Annotated in this window: 18 protein-coding genes and 1 pseudogene; 5 read left to right on the plus strand and 14 right to left on the minus strand. The window is 46.2% G+C overall.

Annotated elements, in window-relative coordinates; genetic code table 11:
* Positions 1-426 precede the first annotated feature (426 nt).
* From SGRA_RS09500 to SGRA_RS09560, 14 genes and pseudogenes are all read right to left on the minus strand, one after another.
* Entirely contained in the window at positions 427-867 is a 441-nt protein-coding gene (locus SGRA_RS09500; RefSeq protein ID WP_015692450.1) for a hypothetical protein, read from the minus strand.
* Between the two features lie 3 nt (positions 868-870).
* Positions 871-1,287 carry a hypothetical protein gene (locus SGRA_RS09505; RefSeq protein WP_041329594.1) on the minus strand — a complete coding sequence of 139 codons (417 nt, stop codon included), beginning with the start codon at positions 1,285-1,287 and terminating at the stop codon, positions 871-873.
* 42 nt (positions 1,288-1,329) lie between these two features.
* Positions 1,330-1,845 (minus strand): hypothetical protein, encoded by a 516-nt coding sequence (locus tag SGRA_RS09510; protein ID WP_245538670.1) that lies wholly within the window; start codon positions 1,843-1,845, stop codon positions 1,330-1,332.
* A 205-nt stretch (positions 1,846-2,050) separates the two neighbouring features.
* A complete protein-coding gene (locus SGRA_RS09515; RefSeq protein WP_041329892.1) occupies positions 2,051-2,854 on the minus strand; it encodes an SDR family oxidoreductase in 804 nt (267 codons plus the stop codon).
* 422 nt (positions 2,855-3,276) lie between these two features.
* A complete protein-coding gene (gene typA / locus SGRA_RS09525; protein WP_015692455.1) occupies positions 3,277-5,100 on the minus strand; it encodes a translational GTPase TypA in 1,824 nt (607 codons plus the stop codon).
* A gap of 335 nt (positions 5,101-5,435) precedes the next feature.
* A complete protein-coding gene (locus SGRA_RS09530) occupies positions 5,436-7,334 on the minus strand; it encodes a hypothetical protein (RefSeq protein ID WP_015692456.1) in 1,899 nt (632 codons plus the stop codon).
* Between the two features lie 23 nt (positions 7,335-7,357).
* Positions 7,358-7,876 carry a ferritin gene (locus tag SGRA_RS09535; RefSeq protein ID WP_015692457.1) on the minus strand — a complete coding sequence of 173 codons (519 nt, stop codon included), beginning with the start codon at positions 7,874-7,876 and terminating at the stop codon, positions 7,358-7,360.
* A gap of 172 nt (positions 7,877-8,048) precedes the next feature.
* Positions 8,049-8,444 (minus strand): YbjN domain-containing protein, encoded by a 396-nt coding sequence (locus SGRA_RS09540; RefSeq protein WP_015692458.1) that lies wholly within the window; start codon positions 8,442-8,444, stop codon positions 8,049-8,051.
* A 237-nt stretch (positions 8,445-8,681) separates the two neighbouring features.
* Positions 8,682-9,014 carry a transposase gene (locus tag SGRA_RS24090; RefSeq protein WP_015692460.1) on the minus strand — a complete coding sequence of 111 codons (333 nt, stop codon included), beginning with the start codon at positions 9,012-9,014 and terminating at the stop codon, positions 8,682-8,684.
* Between the two features lie 45 nt (positions 9,015-9,059).
* Positions 9,060-9,194, minus strand: a pseudogene (locus SGRA_RS24095) (transposase); the annotation flags it as partial.
* Positions 9,140-10,153, minus strand: a complete 1,014-nt coding sequence (locus SGRA_RS09545) for a hypothetical protein (RefSeq protein ID WP_245538671.1) — start codon at positions 10,151-10,153, stop codon at positions 9,140-9,142. The pseudogene SGRA_RS24095 and the gene SGRA_RS09545, both read right to left, overlap by 55 nt.
* Before the next feature lie 176 nt (positions 10,154-10,329).
* Entirely contained in the window at positions 10,330-10,695 is a 366-nt protein-coding gene (locus SGRA_RS09550) for a hypothetical protein (RefSeq protein ID WP_002658631.1), read from the minus strand.
* Between the two features lie 420 nt (positions 10,696-11,115).
* The gene (locus SGRA_RS09555) at positions 11,116-12,288 is read right to left on the minus strand and encodes a globin domain-containing protein (protein WP_245538672.1); all 1,173 of its coding nucleotides are present in this window, start codon (positions 12,286-12,288) and stop codon (positions 11,116-11,118) included.
* Between the two features lie 84 nt (positions 12,289-12,372).
* Positions 12,373-12,810 (minus strand): RrF2 family transcriptional regulator, encoded by a 438-nt coding sequence (locus SGRA_RS09560; protein WP_015692463.1) that lies wholly within the window; start codon positions 12,808-12,810, stop codon positions 12,373-12,375.
* Between the two features lie 312 nt (positions 12,811-13,122).
* Between SGRA_RS09560 and porX the strand changes: the two genes are divergently transcribed.
* The 5 genes from porX to SGRA_RS09585 all read left to right on the plus strand — a co-directional run bounded on the left by porX (position 13,123) and on the right by SGRA_RS09585 (position 18,272).
* The gene (gene porX / locus SGRA_RS09565) at positions 13,123-14,685 is read left to right on the plus strand and encodes a T9SS response regulator signal transducer PorX (RefSeq protein WP_015692464.1); all 1,563 of its coding nucleotides are present in this window, start codon (positions 13,123-13,125) and stop codon (positions 14,683-14,685) included.
* A gap of 7 nt (positions 14,686-14,692) precedes the next feature.
* Complete coding sequence (locus tag SGRA_RS09570; RefSeq protein ID WP_015692465.1) at positions 14,693-15,322, plus strand: ribonuclease H1 domain-containing protein; 630 nt, start codon at positions 14,693-14,695, stop codon at positions 15,320-15,322.
* A gap of 175 nt (positions 15,323-15,497) precedes the next feature.
* A complete protein-coding gene (locus SGRA_RS09575; protein ID WP_015692467.1) occupies positions 15,498-16,442 on the plus strand; it encodes a TraB/GumN family protein in 945 nt (314 codons plus the stop codon).
* 3 nt (positions 16,443-16,445) lie between these two features.
* On the plus strand, positions 16,446-16,904 hold the full coding sequence (locus tag SGRA_RS09580; protein ID WP_015692468.1) for a nucleoside 2-deoxyribosyltransferase domain-containing protein: 459 nt from the start codon (positions 16,446-16,448) through the stop codon (positions 16,902-16,904).
* 78 nt (positions 16,905-16,982) lie between these two features.
* On the plus strand, positions 16,983-18,272 hold the full coding sequence (locus SGRA_RS09585) for a hypothetical protein (RefSeq protein ID WP_015692469.1): 1,290 nt from the start codon (positions 16,983-16,985) through the stop codon (positions 18,270-18,272).
* Positions 18,273-18,449: the final 177 nt, after the last annotated feature.

Consider the following 18,449-nt stretch of genomic DNA (forward strand, 5'->3'; position numbering starts at 1 on the left):
GATTTTTTTTAGGGCCTCCTGCCTTCGGCAGGCGCTACGTTCCGCAGCTCGCTATTCGCTCGGCCCTGCGGCGGCTTTGCCACCTTGGTCTGGCCTTCGGCCACTGCTACACATCGCTAGGCCAGTCGCTTCGCTCCTTTGCCGCCTGCTAAGCGTCTTTGGACCAACTTGCTATGCTTCAAAAATAAGCCTACAATAAAATAAACGCAAGTTTTGAGTTGATTTTGTCTGCTGTTAGAATAAAAAAAGAGAGCAAAGTCCATCTTTTGCTCTCTAGAGAGGGGCGCGCCCAATTGGCCCAGCGCTGCGGAGGGGTGGCCCGAAGGGCCAGACCAAAGCCGCCGAAGGCGGCTGCAGGGCCGAACAGACCTGTGAGCCCCGCAGCATAGCGGCGGCCAGCTTTGCTGGCCGCGGGCCCCAAAAAAATTAAAGGTCCCAAAAAGATTTTGGGCGATTGATATAATCTTGAAGTTGGCGGATGCTGGTCCAGAAATAGCGGCCAGCAAAATAGAGGGCCACCAAGCAAATCACCCAATGCAAAACATGCAAACTGAAGATAAAGAAAGGGGCCAAAAAGCCAAAGCTAGCCAGCATCATAAACAGGCCAATACCAATTGTAATGAGGCTATAGGCCAGCAATTGCCGCATATTTTGCAAATATTGTTTGCGGTGCCAATCTTGGTGTTTTCGGACCACATAAAAGGCGTGCAACAGCTGCCAGGCCGTGAGTAAAAGAATAAAAATGCTGCTATAATACAGCAGCCCAAAATAGTTAAAATGGAGGGCAGCCTGTACCGCCCAAAGGATAAAGAGAATCAATTGGATCGAGAAATCGAGTAGTAGGCGATATTTGGTAATGCGAAGCATAAACTAGATCGTTTTGTAGACCGCAAAATAGAGGTCTCGGAAACAGAGGCCCAAATAGCCAAGGGCAATAATGCCCGCCAAAAATGGCAAAATGGCTACCGTAATTGGGATGGCGCTGCTAATGAGCGGGAGCAAAAAGGCCCCTACTCCAGGAATATGTAAGGCCATCCAGATACTGCCCCAAAAAACGGCAATGAGTATAATAGAATAAAAACTATACTTCAAAAAAGTTCGTCGGCTGCGCTGCTCAAAAAAGCGGTCGTAGATGAGGCCGTTGGGCAGTTGCCAAGCCAAAAAGATAAAGGGAATGATTGTTAAGAGCTCGAAAAAGTTTTCGGTCTTTCCGATTAAAAAGGCAAAATAGAGGAGTAAAACAAACTGAATAAAACAGTCGAGATAAAGATGTTGACGGGCATTCATAAGGCAAAAGGGATTGATTTGGGCCAAAGTTAGGCAGAAAGTTTAAGAGTTGGCTCTTCGGGCTCTTTGTCTTTCTTGAATCTCTAGCAAGCTGCGTTCATCTTCATCCAATTCATCTAAAACAAGGCTAGTTTTTTCAGGGAAAAAACTACTGCTTCCGCTATCTTCAAAGCGGCCAGTTAGCTGCAAATAAGTGAGGACATAATAGATGCTGGCAATAATCATGGGAGGTACAATAATGGTCCCAATAATTATGAAATCGCCATAAGCGGCATTGGCAATGGCAAAAAGGGCAGCAAAATAGACTCCGCAGGCCATCAAGTACTTTTTCCGCATCGCGCTGCCATGCCGGATACTGCGGACCAAGCCGCTAAGCAGCTGAGTACCTCCTAAGGGGACTTGCATTAGTAGGGCATAAATAAAGGCTTCATTGCTGCTGCCTATAAAGGGAAAGGTTTCACTGGCAATGGCTATGAGATAAAGCAAAACCGTGGGGAGGTAGACCAAAGACTGCACAATAAAGTCAAATTGGAGCATCCCTTTTGTGGGCGTTTTCATAAGCGTAGGATTAAGGTGGGGAAAGCATTTACTCTTAATAAGTTAAGTCTATATAAGTTAGCCCTTTTTAAAGATAATTAGCCTAAAGCATTTGTTATTTTTACGCAAGTTGGTCCAGATAGTTTCAAAACTTTCAATTTTTATTGAAAGTTTATTTTTGGGTCTAAAAAGGGCGCAGTCATCTGCGCCCTTTTGTTCATTATCTTTATTCAGGCGTTTCGCCCATCATAATTTCGCTCATGCCCATATTAGAGAAACCGCCATCATGGTAGAGGTTCTGTAGGGTAACATAGCGAGTATGATCGGAGAAGAGCGAGAGGCAATAATCTGCGCAAGCTTCTGCGGGGGCGTTGCCTAGGGGCGACATTTTGTCGGCATAGTCTAGGAATTGGTCAAAGCCTTTTACGCCAGTACCTGCGGTAGTGGGAGTAGGCGATTGTGAAATGGTATTCACACGGACCTTATTGCGGACGCCAAAGTGGTAGCCAAAGCTACGGGCAAAAGACTCGAGCAGGGCCTTAGACTCTGACATTTCGCTGTAGTGAGGAAATACTCTTTGGGCGCCGATATAGCTAAGGGCGAGAATAGAGCCCCATTCGGCCATAGCATCTTTTTGCCAAAGGGTTTGCATGAGTTTGTGAAAAGAGATGGCAGAGATATCAAAGGTTTTCTGCATCCAGTCATATTTGAGGTCGGTATAGGCTTTTTTCTTACGAATATTGACCGACATACCGATAGAGTGCAAAACGAAGTCAATTTTGCCACCCAAGATCTCTTGGCTTTTTTCTACCAAGGCTTCTAGGTCTTCCAATTTAGTGGCATCGGCTGGAATGGCCTGGCAGTCTAGTTCTTTGGCGAGTTCATCAATTTGGCCCATTCTGAATGCGATGGGCGCATTGGTCAATACAATATCTGCCCCGGCGGCCTTGGCCTGCTGGGCTACTTTCCAGGCAATCGATTGCTCATTGAGTGCGCCGAAAATGATTCCTTTTTTTCCTTTCAAAAGCATAGAATCAAGTTTGTTTTGTGTACAAATTTTGGCCTCTTGGCCTTTGGGGGTGATTCTGCCAGCAAAACTAGCAAACTTCAAGGGCTTTGCCTGTTTTTTGGGCTAAAATTTATTGCTAGGCCCCTTTGTTTGTTGAGGGTTTTAACCCTCATACTTATATTATTGCGAAGCAATACCATTATTGCTGTAGGTTTCAACCTACAGATAGCAGGCGGCGAAGCCGCCGCAAAGGAGCGAAGCGACGCGGCTGAGGGGCTGTAGCAGGGCCGCCGCAGGCGGCAGACCAAAGCCCGCAGGGCTGCAGGGCCGAGCAGGCTTGCGAGCTGCGCAATGGCCCGACCCAGCCGCAGGCTGGGGCAGCCCCAAAAAAAACGTCCCTTTCAGCAAACTGAAAAGGACGTTATATAAAAGCCGTTTAGGGCTTATTTAATGACCACATTGGCGGCATTGTTGGCGCGTTTACGCTCATGCTCTTTCAAGAAGATTTTGCGTAGGCGCAGGCTTTCGGGCGTAATTTCTAGGTACTCATCTTCCCCAACATACTCCATGTATTGCTCCAAAGAGAACTGCAAGGGGGGAGGCAACTTGGCCTTATCATCGGCACCAGAAGAGCGCATGTTGGTGAGCTTCTTCGTTTTGGTAATATTGATCACGAGGTCATTTTCACGGCTGTGCTCGCCAATGATTTGGCCTTCGTAGATATCTACACCGGGAGAGATGAAGAAAACACCGCGATCTTTGAGCTTGTCCATAGCGTAAGGAATAGACGTACCATTTTCCAAAACGATCAATGAACCCTTGTTACGAGAAGGCAATTCGCCTTTCCAAGGAGCGTATTCTACAAAGCGGTGGTTCATGATGGCTTGGCCAGCCGTAGAGTTGAGGACCAAGGTACGCAAACCGATAATTCCACGAGAAGGAATCATAAATTCGAGGTGCATCAAGTCGCCTTTGGGCTCCATGATGGTCATATCGCCTTTGCGCTGAGTAACCAACTCGATGATTTTACCAGAAAACTCATCGGGAACATCTACAGCAAGCAATTCGACGGGCTCCATTTTTTGGTCGTCAATCATTTTCACGATCACCTGAGGCTTACCTACTTGGAACTCATAACCTTCACGGCGCATGCTCTCAATCAATACAGAAAGGTGCATTACACCACGGCCAAAGACCATGTAAGAATCGGGGCTTTCGGTTTCCTGAACACGAAGGGCCAAGTTTTTCTCTAGCTCTTTGTGTAGACGGTCGCGAAGGTGGCGAGAAGTAACATATTTACCCTCCTTACCAAAGAAAGGCGAATCGTTAATCGTGAAAAGCATACTCATGGTAGGCTCATCAATTTTCATGGGCGTAAGGCCTTCGGGCGCTTCAAAATCAGCGATCGTATCCCCAATTTCAAAGTTTTCAATCCCTACAACGGCACAAAGGTCACCATTGATTACGGTTTCGGTTTCGGCCTTGCCCAAACCATCAAAAGTATAAAGTTTACGTACTCTTGACTTCTCGATGCTGCCATCGCGCTTCACTACAGAAACGGGCTGGTTTACCGAAAGCGTACCACGGTGAACGCGGCCAATCGCCATACGGCCAACATACTGAGAGTAGTCCAAGCTCGTAATTTGCATCTGCAAACTTCCCTCATTTTGGGCAGGAGCAGGAATATCTTCTAGTACACGATCGAGGAGGTAAGAAACGTCGGCTGTTTGCTCTTTCCAATCAGGACCCATCCAATCGTTCTTGGCCGATCCATAAACCGTATTAAAGTCAAGCTGCTCTTCGCTAGCATCCAAGTTGAACATCAAGTCAAAGACATCCTCTTGCACCTCATCGGGGCGGCAGTTGTCCTTATCTACTTTGTTCACCACTACCACAATCGCCTTACCGAGCTCAATAGCTTTGCTCAATACATAACGAGTTTGGGGCATAGGACCTTCAAAGGCATCTACCAAAAGCAGTACGCCATCGGCCATATTGAGCACTCGCTCTACCTCACCACCAAAGTCGGCGTGACCGGGAGTGTCAATAATGTTAATCTTGGTTCCTTTGTAATTGACCGAAACGTTTTTGGCCAAAATGGTAATTCCCCGCTCCCGCTCTTGGTCGTTATTGTCCAAAATCAGCTCTCCTGTTTCTTGATGAGCATGAAAAAGGCGGCAATGGTGAAGAATTTTGTCTACCAGGGTGGTTTTTCCGTGGTCTACGTGCGCAATGATAGCGATGTTCCGTAGGTTCTGCTTTTGCATACAGCTAAGTTGAAAAAGATCTGTAAGAACAAACTCATAAGACTATGGACCCGCTTATTTTTTTGGGGCCTCCGCAGCAAAGCTGCGGCGCTACGTTTCGGGGCTCGCTATTCGCTCGGCCCTGCGGCGCAAAGCGCCTTGGTCTGGCCCTGCGGGCCACCCCTGCACATCGCTAGGCCAATTGGAGGCCGCCAACTTTTGGCTTGCCCAATGACCTTTTCGTCATAAGTTGCTCTAAATGAATAAAAAAAGCAGCCCCTTGGGGAGCCGCCTAAGCTGCCGCAAAAGTACAGCTAAATCTTTGAGTAATAAAGTTTTTTAAAGTTATTTTTAGGCTATTTTTCTTTAATGGCCTCTATTTCATTGAGTTTTTCGACCGCTTTGCGCAGCTCGGCCAAATTATCTAGGGCCTTAAAGCTTAGTTTGTAGGGCAGTTTGTTGGCCCGCTCGGCCGATAGGTTGAGGTAAATTTTGCCCTCTTCCTCATAAAAGGCAAAGAGCCAAATGGGCGCTTCGGCCTGCAAATTCGGAAAATTGAGGTTTTCGATATCTGTGGTTTGGCTGCGCACCGCATATTGGCTGCCCCGATCTATGGCGATGCCTTGCATTTTGTAGGTGGGTAGCTCTTGCCCAAAGGTAAAGGCCTTGTAGGTCAGGGGCGTTTTGGGCGCTGCTTTTTGGCCCAAGGCCAATAGGCCCAAACGCTTGCTAGGGACCCATAAATAATGAAGCTCTTGCCCCAATAGATCGGGCGCAAAGGCCCGAGCCGCTAGTTTTGGCCTTAATGCGCTTAGGGCTTTGGCCAATTGCTTTTGCTCTTGGGGCGAGTACTGCTGCCAAGCTTGGCGCAAACGCTCCGCCTCGTAATTTTGGAGTTTAGGCAGGCTGTCTCGGGCATCTTGCCAACGCCGCAGGGCTTTGAGGTAGATCTGTTGCAAACTATCTCGCTCATCACTATAAGCCAGATATTGCTGCTCATAAGCCCCCTTGATTTGGGCCAAACTATCCGAGAAGCTTTGCAAAATGGCCGCTTGTTGGTCCTCGTTTTTCTTTAGGCGTTTGTGCAAAATCTCCAACTCCCTTTGAAACTCCATTTGCTCTCTGGCCTTTCTCTTTTTTCCTCGCCAACGCTTTTTTTCTTTTGCGGCATAACGCGCCTTACAATCGTTAATGAGGCCCAGATAAAAGTCGTTTTCCTTGAGCAAGGGTTGCAAGGCTTGGCTATCTAGTTTGGGGTATTGCGGTTTTGGGGGCGCTACTGGAAAAGGGGGAGGGCTGGGTTTGGCGGGCAAGGCCAAATCTCGATAAACAAAAAGGCTATCATTTTGGGCCAAATGCAAGGGCAGGCAAATGGCTTGGCTATTGGGCCAGCTGCCCAGCTCTAGGCGGCCCCACTTTAGGCCCTCTTCTTGGTCCCTAGCGGCATAAAGCCCCAAGTTTTCTTGATGTTGGACCGTGGGCAAGAAAAAGGAAATACTTTGGTTGGGGGCCAACTTAAGGGCTTGTCCAGCCCTTTCGGCCTGTATTTCTACAATTGGACCCAGGGCCAAGTCTTGGCTTTGGCTGGCCAACCAATAGGGCAGGAGCTCCGATTTGCGCAAAGCCACTTTTAGCTTAATCTGAATGGGGTCGCCAGTTGGACCAAAAGCTTGGGCCGGGATAAAAATCAGGGCGCCTTCAGGGCTTTTAAAGTAAGCGGCTTGTCCTGGATAAAACAAAAAGCTTTGGTCCTGAATACTGGCCATCCATTGGGCCAAAATAGCTCGGCGGCTCTGATAAAAGTTGGGAGCAGGTCCATCTTCTAAGCTGAGGGTATCGGTTTGCTCATTTTCTTGGTAGTGGCTGGCAATGCGCAACTGGATAATATGTCCTGCTGTTTTGGGTAAATCGGCCTGAGGCAAGGCCTTGCTCTCAAAGCGAATGCGCTCTTTGGGCCATTGACAGCGGTTTAAAATTTGCTGTAATAAATAGCTGCGCTTACGGACCAAATCATAGTAGGACTGCTTTTCTTCAAAGTAGTTCATTTGGCGCTCGACCACAATCCAGCTGCTATCTATAGCTTGGGCATTTTGGACCAATATGCGGATACTATCCACCCAAGCTTGCTCGGGCAGCGCATCGGATTTAGGCGCAAAGGGAATGCGCAAATCTTGGCCCCAAAGGCTGGGCGCCGAAAGCAGGAAAATAAAAAGCCAGCCCCAAAGAGGAGCTAGCTTGCAAAAAGGTAAATTCATTGATCAGATAGATTCATCATCGATTAGGCCTCGGCTTCTTCTGCGGGCCGGTTCTCGTTAATCTGCTGTAGCTCTTTGTCGATATAATAGAGGCTTTGTGGGCCATCGCCAATGAGCTTAATTTTATCTAGAATATCGCGGACCATAGCTTCTTCTTCTCTTTGCTCGGCCACATACCACTGCAAAAAGACCATAGTAGAGTGGTCCTTTTCTTCTTGGCTAAGGCTCATGAGTTCATTGATAGAAGCGGTAACCGCCTTTTCTTGTTTATAAGACTTTTTGAACACCTTTTGGACCGATTCGAATTCGGTTTCGGGTTGTTCGACGGCGGGCACGATAGCGTGACCATCCATTTCGTTTACATAATGAACAATCTTGAGCATATGCATACGCTCTTCATCAGATTGGGCATAGAAAAACTGGGCACAGTTGCCAAGGCCTTCACGGTCGCACCAAGAAGCCATCGCTAGATAGGCCGAAGAGGCGGCCGCTTCTTGAGCGATTTGAGCATTGAGTGCAGCAGTTATTTTTTTAGATAGCATAAGTGTCTAATTTTGAAGAATGATAACAAAGCGGGCCTGTAGGGGCCAGCTAAAAAAGAACAAATGATGCTCTTTGCGAGTTTACTCAAAAGTAAGACAGCGGGCGCAGAAGCCCAATAATAGGGCAAAGTTAGTTCTATTTTAGAATTTATCTAATTCTAAGTAGCCTTATCTAGGCTGATTTGGCTAGTTGCTCGATGAGCTCAAAATTTTCGACTAGGGCCAGGGTCAGCGAGTTGATAGAGCCCTCTAGCTCGTTGAGGTCCAAGTTTTCTAGTTCTAGAGTATCTCGATAAATGAGTTGTTGGCCCGATTCATCTAAGACAAAGGCGCCAAAAAGTAGGTAGCGGTTGGCTTTTAGGAGCTCTTGGCATTCTTGGGCCGACAACTGTTCTAGTTGGAGGAGCTTTTGCTCGATGATGAGTAGATTATCTTCACAATCTAAAATCATTTGGTGGATGCCTCTATCTTCATTGGAGATAATGAGGATTTCTTCTTCGGGAATTTCCTTGAGGATTTCGCAATCTAGTTCCTGGATAAGCCCTTTGAGCTGCTTATAGTGCGACATATTTATAGATTATTTTGAGTTTGCTGTTTAGCTTATTTTTGCTTGGCAACCAAAGCTAAGGATTTAATTGCGGTTATCAAATTTTGCTGATTCCTTGGCGGGAAAGAGGGGCAGATTTGGCCCAGCGCTGCGCAGCCGTGGCCCGAAGGGCCAGACCCAAGCCGCCGCAGGCGGCTGCAGGGCCGAGCAGACCTGCGAGCGGCGCAGCCTTGGGTTGACCCACTTTTTATAGCGGTGTCAATTTAGGGATCGATATCCATCATACATAAATATGAATCTCTCTAATCCTAGTCCTATTTTTTTGACGGATACGGCATGCCTAGTTTTCTTCACTGCGCCATTAAATCCGCCCAACCTCGCTATGATCCAATAGGCCCAAGCTATTGATTTAGAGGTGAATGGATTGCGCAAAGAAGGGCTTTGGCTTTCGCCTTTTAGATATTGTTTAAATATAAGATCTAAGACTTCTACTTCATCTTCTGTGAAAATAGAGGTTGCTGGAGTCTCATTATCTTGGTTAAGTCCAGCTTCTTTAAGCTTAAGGACCTTGTCAGATGCACTGATTGCCATAAGTATCATTTTGCGGATAGCTTTACCTGTTTTCAAACATATATTTTCAATATCAAAGCCATCTGATTTTAAATATTTAAAGTATGTTTCAATTAACCACCTCTTGCGGTAGCAAAGAACAAGCTCTAAGAGCTCTTCTTCGCTGTTGATTTCTTCATTTGTGAGTAAGCGCCAACTGATGGTTTTATCATCATGATCTTTTTTTGTTCGGCTTCTTTTTCTAGCGGCAGATTTTGAAAAACCTTTGCCCTTTTCAAAAACCTCAATAACATTGATGTCATTGACTTAGGCTTTGGTTCGCCAAGAACATACTTACAAGATTTGGGAACGGCAAAAGTCACTTTTTTAGATCGAATAACTAGCTTCTTCCCGTTAAGTTTTTTACGGCTACTCTTGACCGTTTCTGTCGTCTCAAAGTCTGCTGGATAATGTTCAAAGACATCACATAATGGAATCTTTTTGCCATCCTCCCAAATCGTTGCTCGTCTATCTGTTCGAGACCGAATCAAGAACTTAATATGCTGTCTGAAAAAACTTTCCATCATAGGATAAACATCTCCTTCTCGATCACAAACATGTAAAATATCAATTAGGTCGTTAATTATTTTTAACGCAGATTCTGTCTCTTCTACATTTATTTTCCACCTCGTAATTTCACCTCTAAAATGACCCGTATTTCTATTTTCAGCCTCCTTACAAGTTACTCTATTTTTATATCGATTATAAAGCTGAATACCTCCTAAGCCATGATAATGAAAGCTTTCTCGACCATATAGTAGAGCCATGTGAAGAAATACAGACAAATTTGTTTCCCGACCTCCAGGGCCTAAACCCTCTTTGTCGGTTAGTCTATTTCTTTGCTTGTTCAGTACAACTTCAGAGGTGTCGTGAAAGGCCAGAAGCTTTTCTTCAACCACCTTCATAGACTCCCTACTTTTGCCAATAAACTCAAATTGAATGTATTCCTCAGTAAGATTTTTGTTTGATAACAACCTCATGAAAGCCTTACGGTCTGCATCAGTTTTTGCTACATTTGTTAAATGTGGGTTAGGATTATTTTTTAGACTCTCTACTAATCTATAACATACTCTTACTGATTGCTTATTTAACATAAATGAAGATACATTTGTACTGTCCATATAAATCTTGATTTAGAGCTAATTTAAGCTTATTTTTAAAAGTGGGTCAACCCAAGCGGCGCAGCATAGCGGCGGCCGACCTAGGCAAAGCCTAGCCGGCCGCGGGCCCCAAAAAAAGAAAAACACCCTAGACTAAAAAATTAGCATAGGGTGTTTATATAGTACAGAAAATAGACCTACAAAGGCAAGATTTCTGCAGGAATTTGGTTAGCCTCAATCAAGCGTTTGGCAAAAGCCTTATGGCCATGAGGAGCAAAAATGAACAAACGACCTTGTTTGGCACTACTGAGGTAAGAAAGCAACTTCCATTTGTTAATGACTTGTCGCTTATCAGAAGATTTGAGTGCAATCTCAAAGTAACATTTGCGGCCCATCGAAACGGCGGTGATATCTGGGGCAATCGAGTCATTAGTAGAGCTTTGCGTGAATGACTTGGGGTCTTCATAGCCTTCTACAGCGGCTTTAATATTGCTATATCCCTTTTTTTCTACCCATTCTACGGCCTTCTCGATAAATGGAATTTTTTCTTCAGCTACGGTCATGATGCTTTTGCAGTTTTGGAGGCTAATCCTCTTGTGTACGAAACTTTTAGAAATACTTGTTGTCTATGAGTTAGATGGCTACAAAAAACAAAAGCCCCTTTGAAAGGGGTTGATTTTCATTTTTATAAGCAGAATCTGTCACTTTAAACTAAGACAAAGATACGCAGAGTTCCCTTATTTTGGAAATTCTTAAAGCGCTCAAAATAAAAAAAGGTCCTTGTGGACGAGACAAGGACCTTTAACAATCATAAAACTGACGATATTTTGCTCCTGTTATGAGCGAGAGGAGCATCATTTGGTATAGTAAACGCCCAAAAACAAATTTTGGATGAGTGCTTTGTGCAAATATTTTAAAAAAAAATGGAAAAGCCATTGATTTAACTGACTTTTCCATTTAAACAGAATTATTTTCCGCAATGCTTAGCTAAGCTGCAGTTGAACGGGGTTAAATTCTTCTAAGTGAATTTGTTCTTCGGGGATACCGGCTTGGCGGAGCTGCTTTCTTTGGGCTTGCATAAAGCCTGCTGGGCCACAGAGATAATAATTGGCGGCCAGGCCAAAGGGGGCTTTGAGGGCTTCATCTAGCTGCATTCGGCCATTTTGGTCCTCATAGAAATGCTGTAATTGGAGCTGATTTTCTAGGCTGCGGAGCTCTTCGGCAAAGAGTTGTTCGTCAGCAGATTTATAGGCATCCATCCAAAGAATGGGTTGTTCTGTTTGGCTATCGATCAGGGCCTGTAGCAGTCCCCAAAGGGGGCTGACCCCTACGCCGGCGCCTAAAAAGACGCTAGGGCTGGGCTTTTGCTCTAGGTGGAAATTACCGGCGGGCACCGTCAATTCTACCTCATCTCCAATTTTCATAGCCTGATGCAAGGCATTGCTCAAACGGCCCATGGGGCAGCCAGGCGCTCCTTTTTGGGCCTTTACCGTAATGCGGTAATAATTATTATTGGGCCGAGAGTTGAGGCTATATTGTCGAGCCTGATAAATGCCCAATTCCTTAAAGAATAGGCGCAAAGATAGATATTGGCCTGGGCGGTGCAAGGGAATTTCTCCGCCATCTGATGGCGATAAATAAAGATGATAGACATTGGGGGCTAGCTCCTCCTTTTTGATCAGCTTAAACTTGCGCCAATCGCTCCAAGCCGCATCGGGCGCTTCGGCGGCAGCATACATTTTAGCCTCCATCTCAATGAGAATATCGGCCAGCTGCTGGTAGGCCCGTCCCCAAGCGCCCAAAATAGGGGCATCATCGGGCAAATCGAGCAATTCTTGCAAAGCACCCAACAAGTACTTGCCCACAATGGGGTACTGATCGGCCTGCACCTGCAAACTGCGGTGTTTGTGCCCAATGAGCTCTAGGGCAGGCAACAAAACTTCCGGCTGCTCAATATGCTTGGCATAAGCCAAAACCGATAGGGCCAAGCTTTTTTGCTGCTGCCCCAAAGCCTGATTGGCTAGATTGAAGATGTTTTTGAGCTCGGGATGATTGCTCAGCATGTTTTTATAAAACAAACGCGTAAGGGTTTCAGCATGCTCTTCCAAAATAGGCACAGAGGCTTGTACAAGTCGGATGTCTTCCTGATTCATCATGTCTTTTACTTTTAAGATAAAAAGATACTTTTCTCTTTTATTCGAACTGGATCAAAAAAAACCGCTAGATAAGGCGGCTAATTTTTAGGTATCCAGAAAATAATCTACTTTTAATAGGTTATCTCGAAAATCGCCAATTGTTTGGCTCTCTAGCATTTTTGTAATTTTGGAGCGAATTAGTCCAAAATCATTGTGTAGGGGACAGGGTTTTTTGGCCGAGCACTTTTTGAGGCCCATCGCACAGCCCTCAAACAAACTGCGGCCGTCTATGGCTTCTACTACCTTGGCCAAACTGAGGTCTAAGGCCGATTTTTCAATGTAAAAACCGCCTCCAGGCCCCTTGCTCGAGGATAAAATGCCTTGTTTGCTTAGGTTTTGTAGGATTTTGGCCAAAAAATGAAGCGGAGAATCTATTTCTTCCGCCACCTCTTTTACCCCAACTTTCCGCCCCTCTGCAGAGGCATCTGCTACATAAACCACAGCCCGTAAACCATACTCACAACTTTTTGAAAAAATCCCCATTTTTAGCGTTTTAACTGCTCAAAGCTAAAACCTTTTTTAATAAAAGACAAATATATCCTTTATTTTTTTCTCATCTTTTCTATCTACTCTTCTAACTTCCTTATCTTAGGGGCCGTTAGGAGAATAATGAGGAGGGGCCTCCGCTGCGGCTTTGCCTTGCGGCGCTACGTTTCGGGGCTCGCAGGTCTGCTCGGCCCTTCGGCCTTCGGCCTCGGTCTGGCCTAGGGCCACCCCTACACATCGCTAGGCCAATTGCTCCTTTCTTTCCCCATTTTCCTTTATGGAGTTTAACAAAAAAGCTATTTCTAATTTATGAGTACAATAAAAATCCTTTGGGCCGATGATGAGCAGAAACTGCTCAAGCCCCAAATCATGTTTCTAGAGAAAAAAGGCTACGAGGTCGTGCCCGTAACCAACGGACATGATGCCATTGAAGAAGTATCTGAAAAGATGGGCCATTATGATATCGTCTTTTTAGATGAGAGTATGCCCGGGATTACGGGCCTAGAAACTCTAGACCGCATTAAGGAGCTAGCGCCCCATTTGCCCGTGGTCATGATTACCAAAAATGAGGCAGAGGATGTGATGGAGCAAGCCATTGGCTCTAAAATTAGCGACTATCTGCTCAAGCCAGTCAATCCCCTGCAGTTGCTCTCTACCCTGCGCAAATTAGTAGATGGCGACCGCCTGGTCCAAGAAGAAACCCGAATGAAATACCAGCAGGAGTTTCGCAATATCCTAATGGCCATCAATAATAGTATGGATGCCCACGAATGGGCCGAGGTCTACAAAAAAATTATCTATTGGGAGCTCAAATTAGATGCCTCTAAAACAGCTAGCATGGCCGATATTCTGGCCACCCAAAAAGATTCGGCCAATGCCGAGTTCGCTAAGTTTATCGACCGCAATTATGTAGATTGGCTCAACAATGAGCAAAGCCCCCCCGTGATGTCGCACGATTTGCTCCGCTCTATGGTGTTTCCTGATGTGGACCGCAACCGCCCCACGGTTTTTCTCCTACTCGATAATCTCCGCTTTGATCAATGGAAGATGATTGAGCCCATTATTTCTCGCTACTTTAAGGTAGAGGAGGAAGATTATTTTTATAGCATTTTGCCCACTACTACGCAGTATAGCCGCAATGCTATTTTTAGCGGAATGATGCCCGGCGAAATTGCCAAACGCTATCCTGAGCTTTGGCTCAATGATAATGAGAAGGGCGGCAAAAACTTACATGAAGCCGAACTTTTGGGCCGACAAATTAAGCGGGTGTTCCGCAAGCCAATTCAATATGGCTACTTCAAAGTGACAAATATGGACGGCGGCAAACAGCTGGTGGATAATATCCATAATTATATTCAAAATAATGACCTCTTCTGTATTGTCTATAACTTCATTGATATGCTCTCGCATGCACGGACCGAGATGGACATTCTCAAGGAGTTGGCCGCCGATGAAAAGGCTTATCGCTCGCTTACGGTCTCTTGGTTTGAGCATTCTCCGCTTTGGGAGGCCCTCAAGTCTATTGCCCAGCAAGATGTACAGCTCTTTATTGCTACCGACCACGGAAGTATTCGGGTGCATCAACCCTCTAAGGTAGTGGGTGACCGAGAAACAACCACCAACCTTCGCTATAAGGTGGGGCGCAATCTGCAATATGACCGCAAAGATGTCTTTGATATTCGCCGCCCCGAAGATGGAAAGTTGCCTCGCCCCAATGTGAGCTCTACCTTTATCTTTGCCAAGAATGACCGCTTTTTCCTATATCCCAACAATTATAATCATTACAATAATTACTATAGCAATACTTTTCAGCATGGAGGGATTTCTCTAGAAGAGATCATCTGCCCCATTATCAAGTTGCGCTCAAAATAAAGGAAGCATGGCCAAAAAGAAATATTATGTCGTTTGGGAGGGCCATGAAACGGGAATCTTTACTTCTTGGGCCGATTGCGAGGCCCAAACTAAGGGCTACCCCCAAGCGAAATACAAAAGCTATAAAAGCCTTAGCGAAGCCCAAGAGGCCCTAGCGGGCAATTATTGGGCAGCAGTAAATAGCAGTAAAAAGAAGAGCAGCAGTAAACCTTCGGCAGCTATGGAAAAAGAGGTGGTCTGGCATAGCCTTTCAGTAGATGCCGCCTGTAGTGGCAACCCTGGCGTTATGGAATACCAGGGGGTAGATACCCAAACAGGCCGCCGCATCTTTCATCAGAAGTTTTCTTTGGGGACAAACAACATTGGGGAGTTTTTGGCCCTAGTGCATGGTTTGGCCTATTTACAGCAGAAAAACTTGCCCAATCTGCCCATTTATACCGATTCTAGGACAGCCATGAGCTGGCTGAGAAAGCAAAAAGTGAAAACGAATTTGGTCCAAAATGCCCAAACTAAACCGCTTTTTGTCCTTATTCAGCGGGCAGAAAACTGGCTAAAGAACAATAGCTATGAAAATCCCATTTTGAAATGGGATACCGAAAACTGGGGCGAAATCCCCGCTGATTTTGGCCGAAAGTAAAGCGCTTGGTCCAGAAGGGCGCGAAGCGCCCGCCGGCCTAGCGATGCGGCGGGGTGGCCGTTAGGCCAGACCTAGCGGGCGCAGCCCGCGCAGGGCCGAGCAGACCTGCGAGCCCCAAAGCGTAGCGCCGCAGCTTTGCTGCGGAGGCCCCAAAAACAACAGAAAAAAAACATTCATGCAAAACAGAACATCATTAGCATGGCTCAGCTGGAGCTTGAGCCTCTTATTTTTATTGTCTACGGCTTGTAAAACAGCCGAAAAGGTACAAATTGACCCTAGTCAGCGCCTAGAAAACTCCTTGCTTTGGGAGATTAAGGGCAAGGGCATCAAAACCTCTTATTTGTTTGGGACCATTCATATGATTGGCGAGAAAGACTATAGCTTTAGCGAAAAAGCCGAGGCTGCACTGGATAAAAGCCAGCGTTTGGTCCTCGAAATCGATATGTCGAATATGATGCAAATGGGTATGCAAATGCTCACCTTAGCGCCCATGCAAGGCGGCAAAAAACTAAAAGATTTGTTGCCTGCAGAAGACTATGAACTGATCAAAACCTATTTTACCGAAGAGGCCACAAATCCAGAACTCAAGATGATGCCTTTTTCGATGATCGAGAACTGGAAACCCATGTTGCTGCAGTCTTTTCTGTATCAGGATATGATTGAGGGGCAGACCAAAGCCTATGAGGTGGAACTGATGGCCATGGCCAAAAAACGCAATATGAGTTTTGGGGGATTGGAGACGGTAGCCGACCAAATGAATGTCTTTGAGAAGATTCCGTATAAGGACCAAGCTCAGGCGCTGCTAGAAGGCGTAAAAGGCCTAAAAAATGGAGATCAATCGGGCAAAAAAGAGTTTGCCCAATTGGTAGAGCTCTACAAAAAAGCCGATGTTGATGGACTGATTGAAAGCAGCAGCGAACAGATGGAGGATATGGAAAACTCTGAAGAAGAGCTTTTGATCAAGCGAAACAATAACTGGATTCCCCTAATTAAGGAGTTTTCTAAAAAAGAGGCTTGTTTTTATGCCGTAGGGGCGGCCCATTTGGGCGGTCCGCATGGCGTGATTCGCCTTTTGCGCAAAGAGGGCTACCAGCTGACGCCTATTGATATTAAAGACTAATTTATGAGAATTATTAAGCCGCCTTTTCCCTACGAAAAAGCCCCAGAGGAAAAGTTGCTCTTTTTGGCTGGGAGCATAGATATGGGCAAGGCTCAAGACTGGCAGTCTTGGGTGGGCTATCAGCTGCTAAAAGAAGATTTGTTGATCCTAAATCCCCGCCGAGATGGCTGGGATAGTAGCTGGGAACAAAGCATTGATCATCCTGAGTTTAAGGCACAGGTAGATTGGGAACTAAAGGGCTTGGAAGAAGCCGATTTTAGGCTGTTTCACTTTGAACCTCAATCTCAATCGCCAATTACCCTCATGGAGCTGGGCTTATTTGGGCCCAAAAAAGGCAGCATTGTGCATTGCCCCAAAGATTTTTGGAGAAAAGGCAATGTAGATGTGGTCTGCCAACGCTATGGGATTCCACAAGCGGATAGTTTAGAGGCCGCCCTAGATCAAATTCGAGCTTGGATGTAGCTCTTAAAGGGAGGTTAAGCCTCCCTTTGGCCTTTTTTTAGCTCGCTAAAAGTTGTATTTTCTAAAAAACAATTGCTTATGCGTACTAGCATTTTTATTCTTTGCTTTTGGCTGACCGCCCTTGGCCTTCGGGCCCAAGGTTATATCCTCCTCCCCATGGATGAGGCCCAAACCAATCACCTGAAAGCCTATGGCATCACCTATAAAGTCCTAGAATTAAAACAGGAGGCCTGGTGGTTGCTCAATTACCGAGGCGGTAGCTTCGCTTTTCCCTACTCCGATGTCTTCAAAAAGGAGTGCATTACCCGAGGCGTCCGCTTTGAGGTTTTGGCCGAGGCCAAGTTCAATAATATCCTCAACCAAATTGCCGACCCCGAGGTCAATATGGAGGCCATGAAGCTAGAGGTCCCACCCAAAATTGCCGTTTATAGCCCTACGGTTAATGCCCGCGGAAAAGAAATTCAACCCTGGGATGATGCCGTGACCCTGGTCCTCACTTATGCCGAAATCCCCTACGATTTGGTCTATGATGATGAGGTCCTCAATATGAAGTTGCCCGAATACGATTGGCTGCATCTTCACCATGAAGATTTTACGGGCCAATACGGAAAGTTTTACGCCAGCTATAATAATCAACAATGGTACAGAGAGTATGTCCGAAATATGGAAAACCTAGCCGAAAAGCACGGCTTCAATAAGGTCTCTCAACTCAAATTGGCCGTAGTTAAACGCATCCAGGAGTTTGTGGCTGGTGGCGGATTTATGTTTGCCATGTGCTCGGCTACTGATACCTACGATATCGCACTAGCCGCCGAGGGCGTCGATATTTGCGACCATATGTATGATGGCGATCCCGCCGACCCGCAGGCCCAAGCTAAACTCGATTTTAGCAAAACTTTTGCCTTCAAGGATTTTCAATTGGTCCGAGATCCCTATAAATACGAGTATTCTACCATCGATGCCTCGCCCATGACGGCCCCCGCCCGCCGAGTGCAAGACAAACAAGATTACTTTAATCTCTTCGAGTTTTCGGCCAAATGGGACCCCGTGCCTAGCATGCTCACCCAATGCCACAACCGCACCGTTAGGGGCTTTATGGGCCAAACAACGGCCTTCAGAAAAACTCAGATTAAGTCCAATGTGCTGGTCCTTGGCGAAAATAAAGCCGCCAATGAGGCCCGCTACATCCATGGCACTTTCCAAAAGGGCTTTTTCAGCTTTTATGGGGGCCACGACCCCGAGGATTACCGCCATTTTGTGCACGATCCCGCCACCGACCTCAATCTGCACCCCAACTCAGAGGGCTATCGCCTGATCCTCAATAATGTGCTTTTTCCCGCCGCCAAAAAGAAAAAACGTAAAACTTAATGCTATAAGAATAGTCTGCTTTGCAGGCTATTTTTTTTGGGCCTCCCGCCTTCGGCGGGCGGTTACTCCCTTTGGTCGTCGAACTGCGGCCTAAAGGCCTTGTTGTCGTTTCGCAGCTCGCTGCTGTTCTGGGGCCTCCCGCCTTCGGCGGGCGCTACGTTTCGCAGCTCGCAGGTC

The organism is Saprospira grandis str. Lewin, from assembly GCF_000250635.1.
Lineage (GTDB): Bacteria > Bacteroidota > Bacteroidia > Chitinophagales > Saprospiraceae > Saprospira > Saprospira grandis.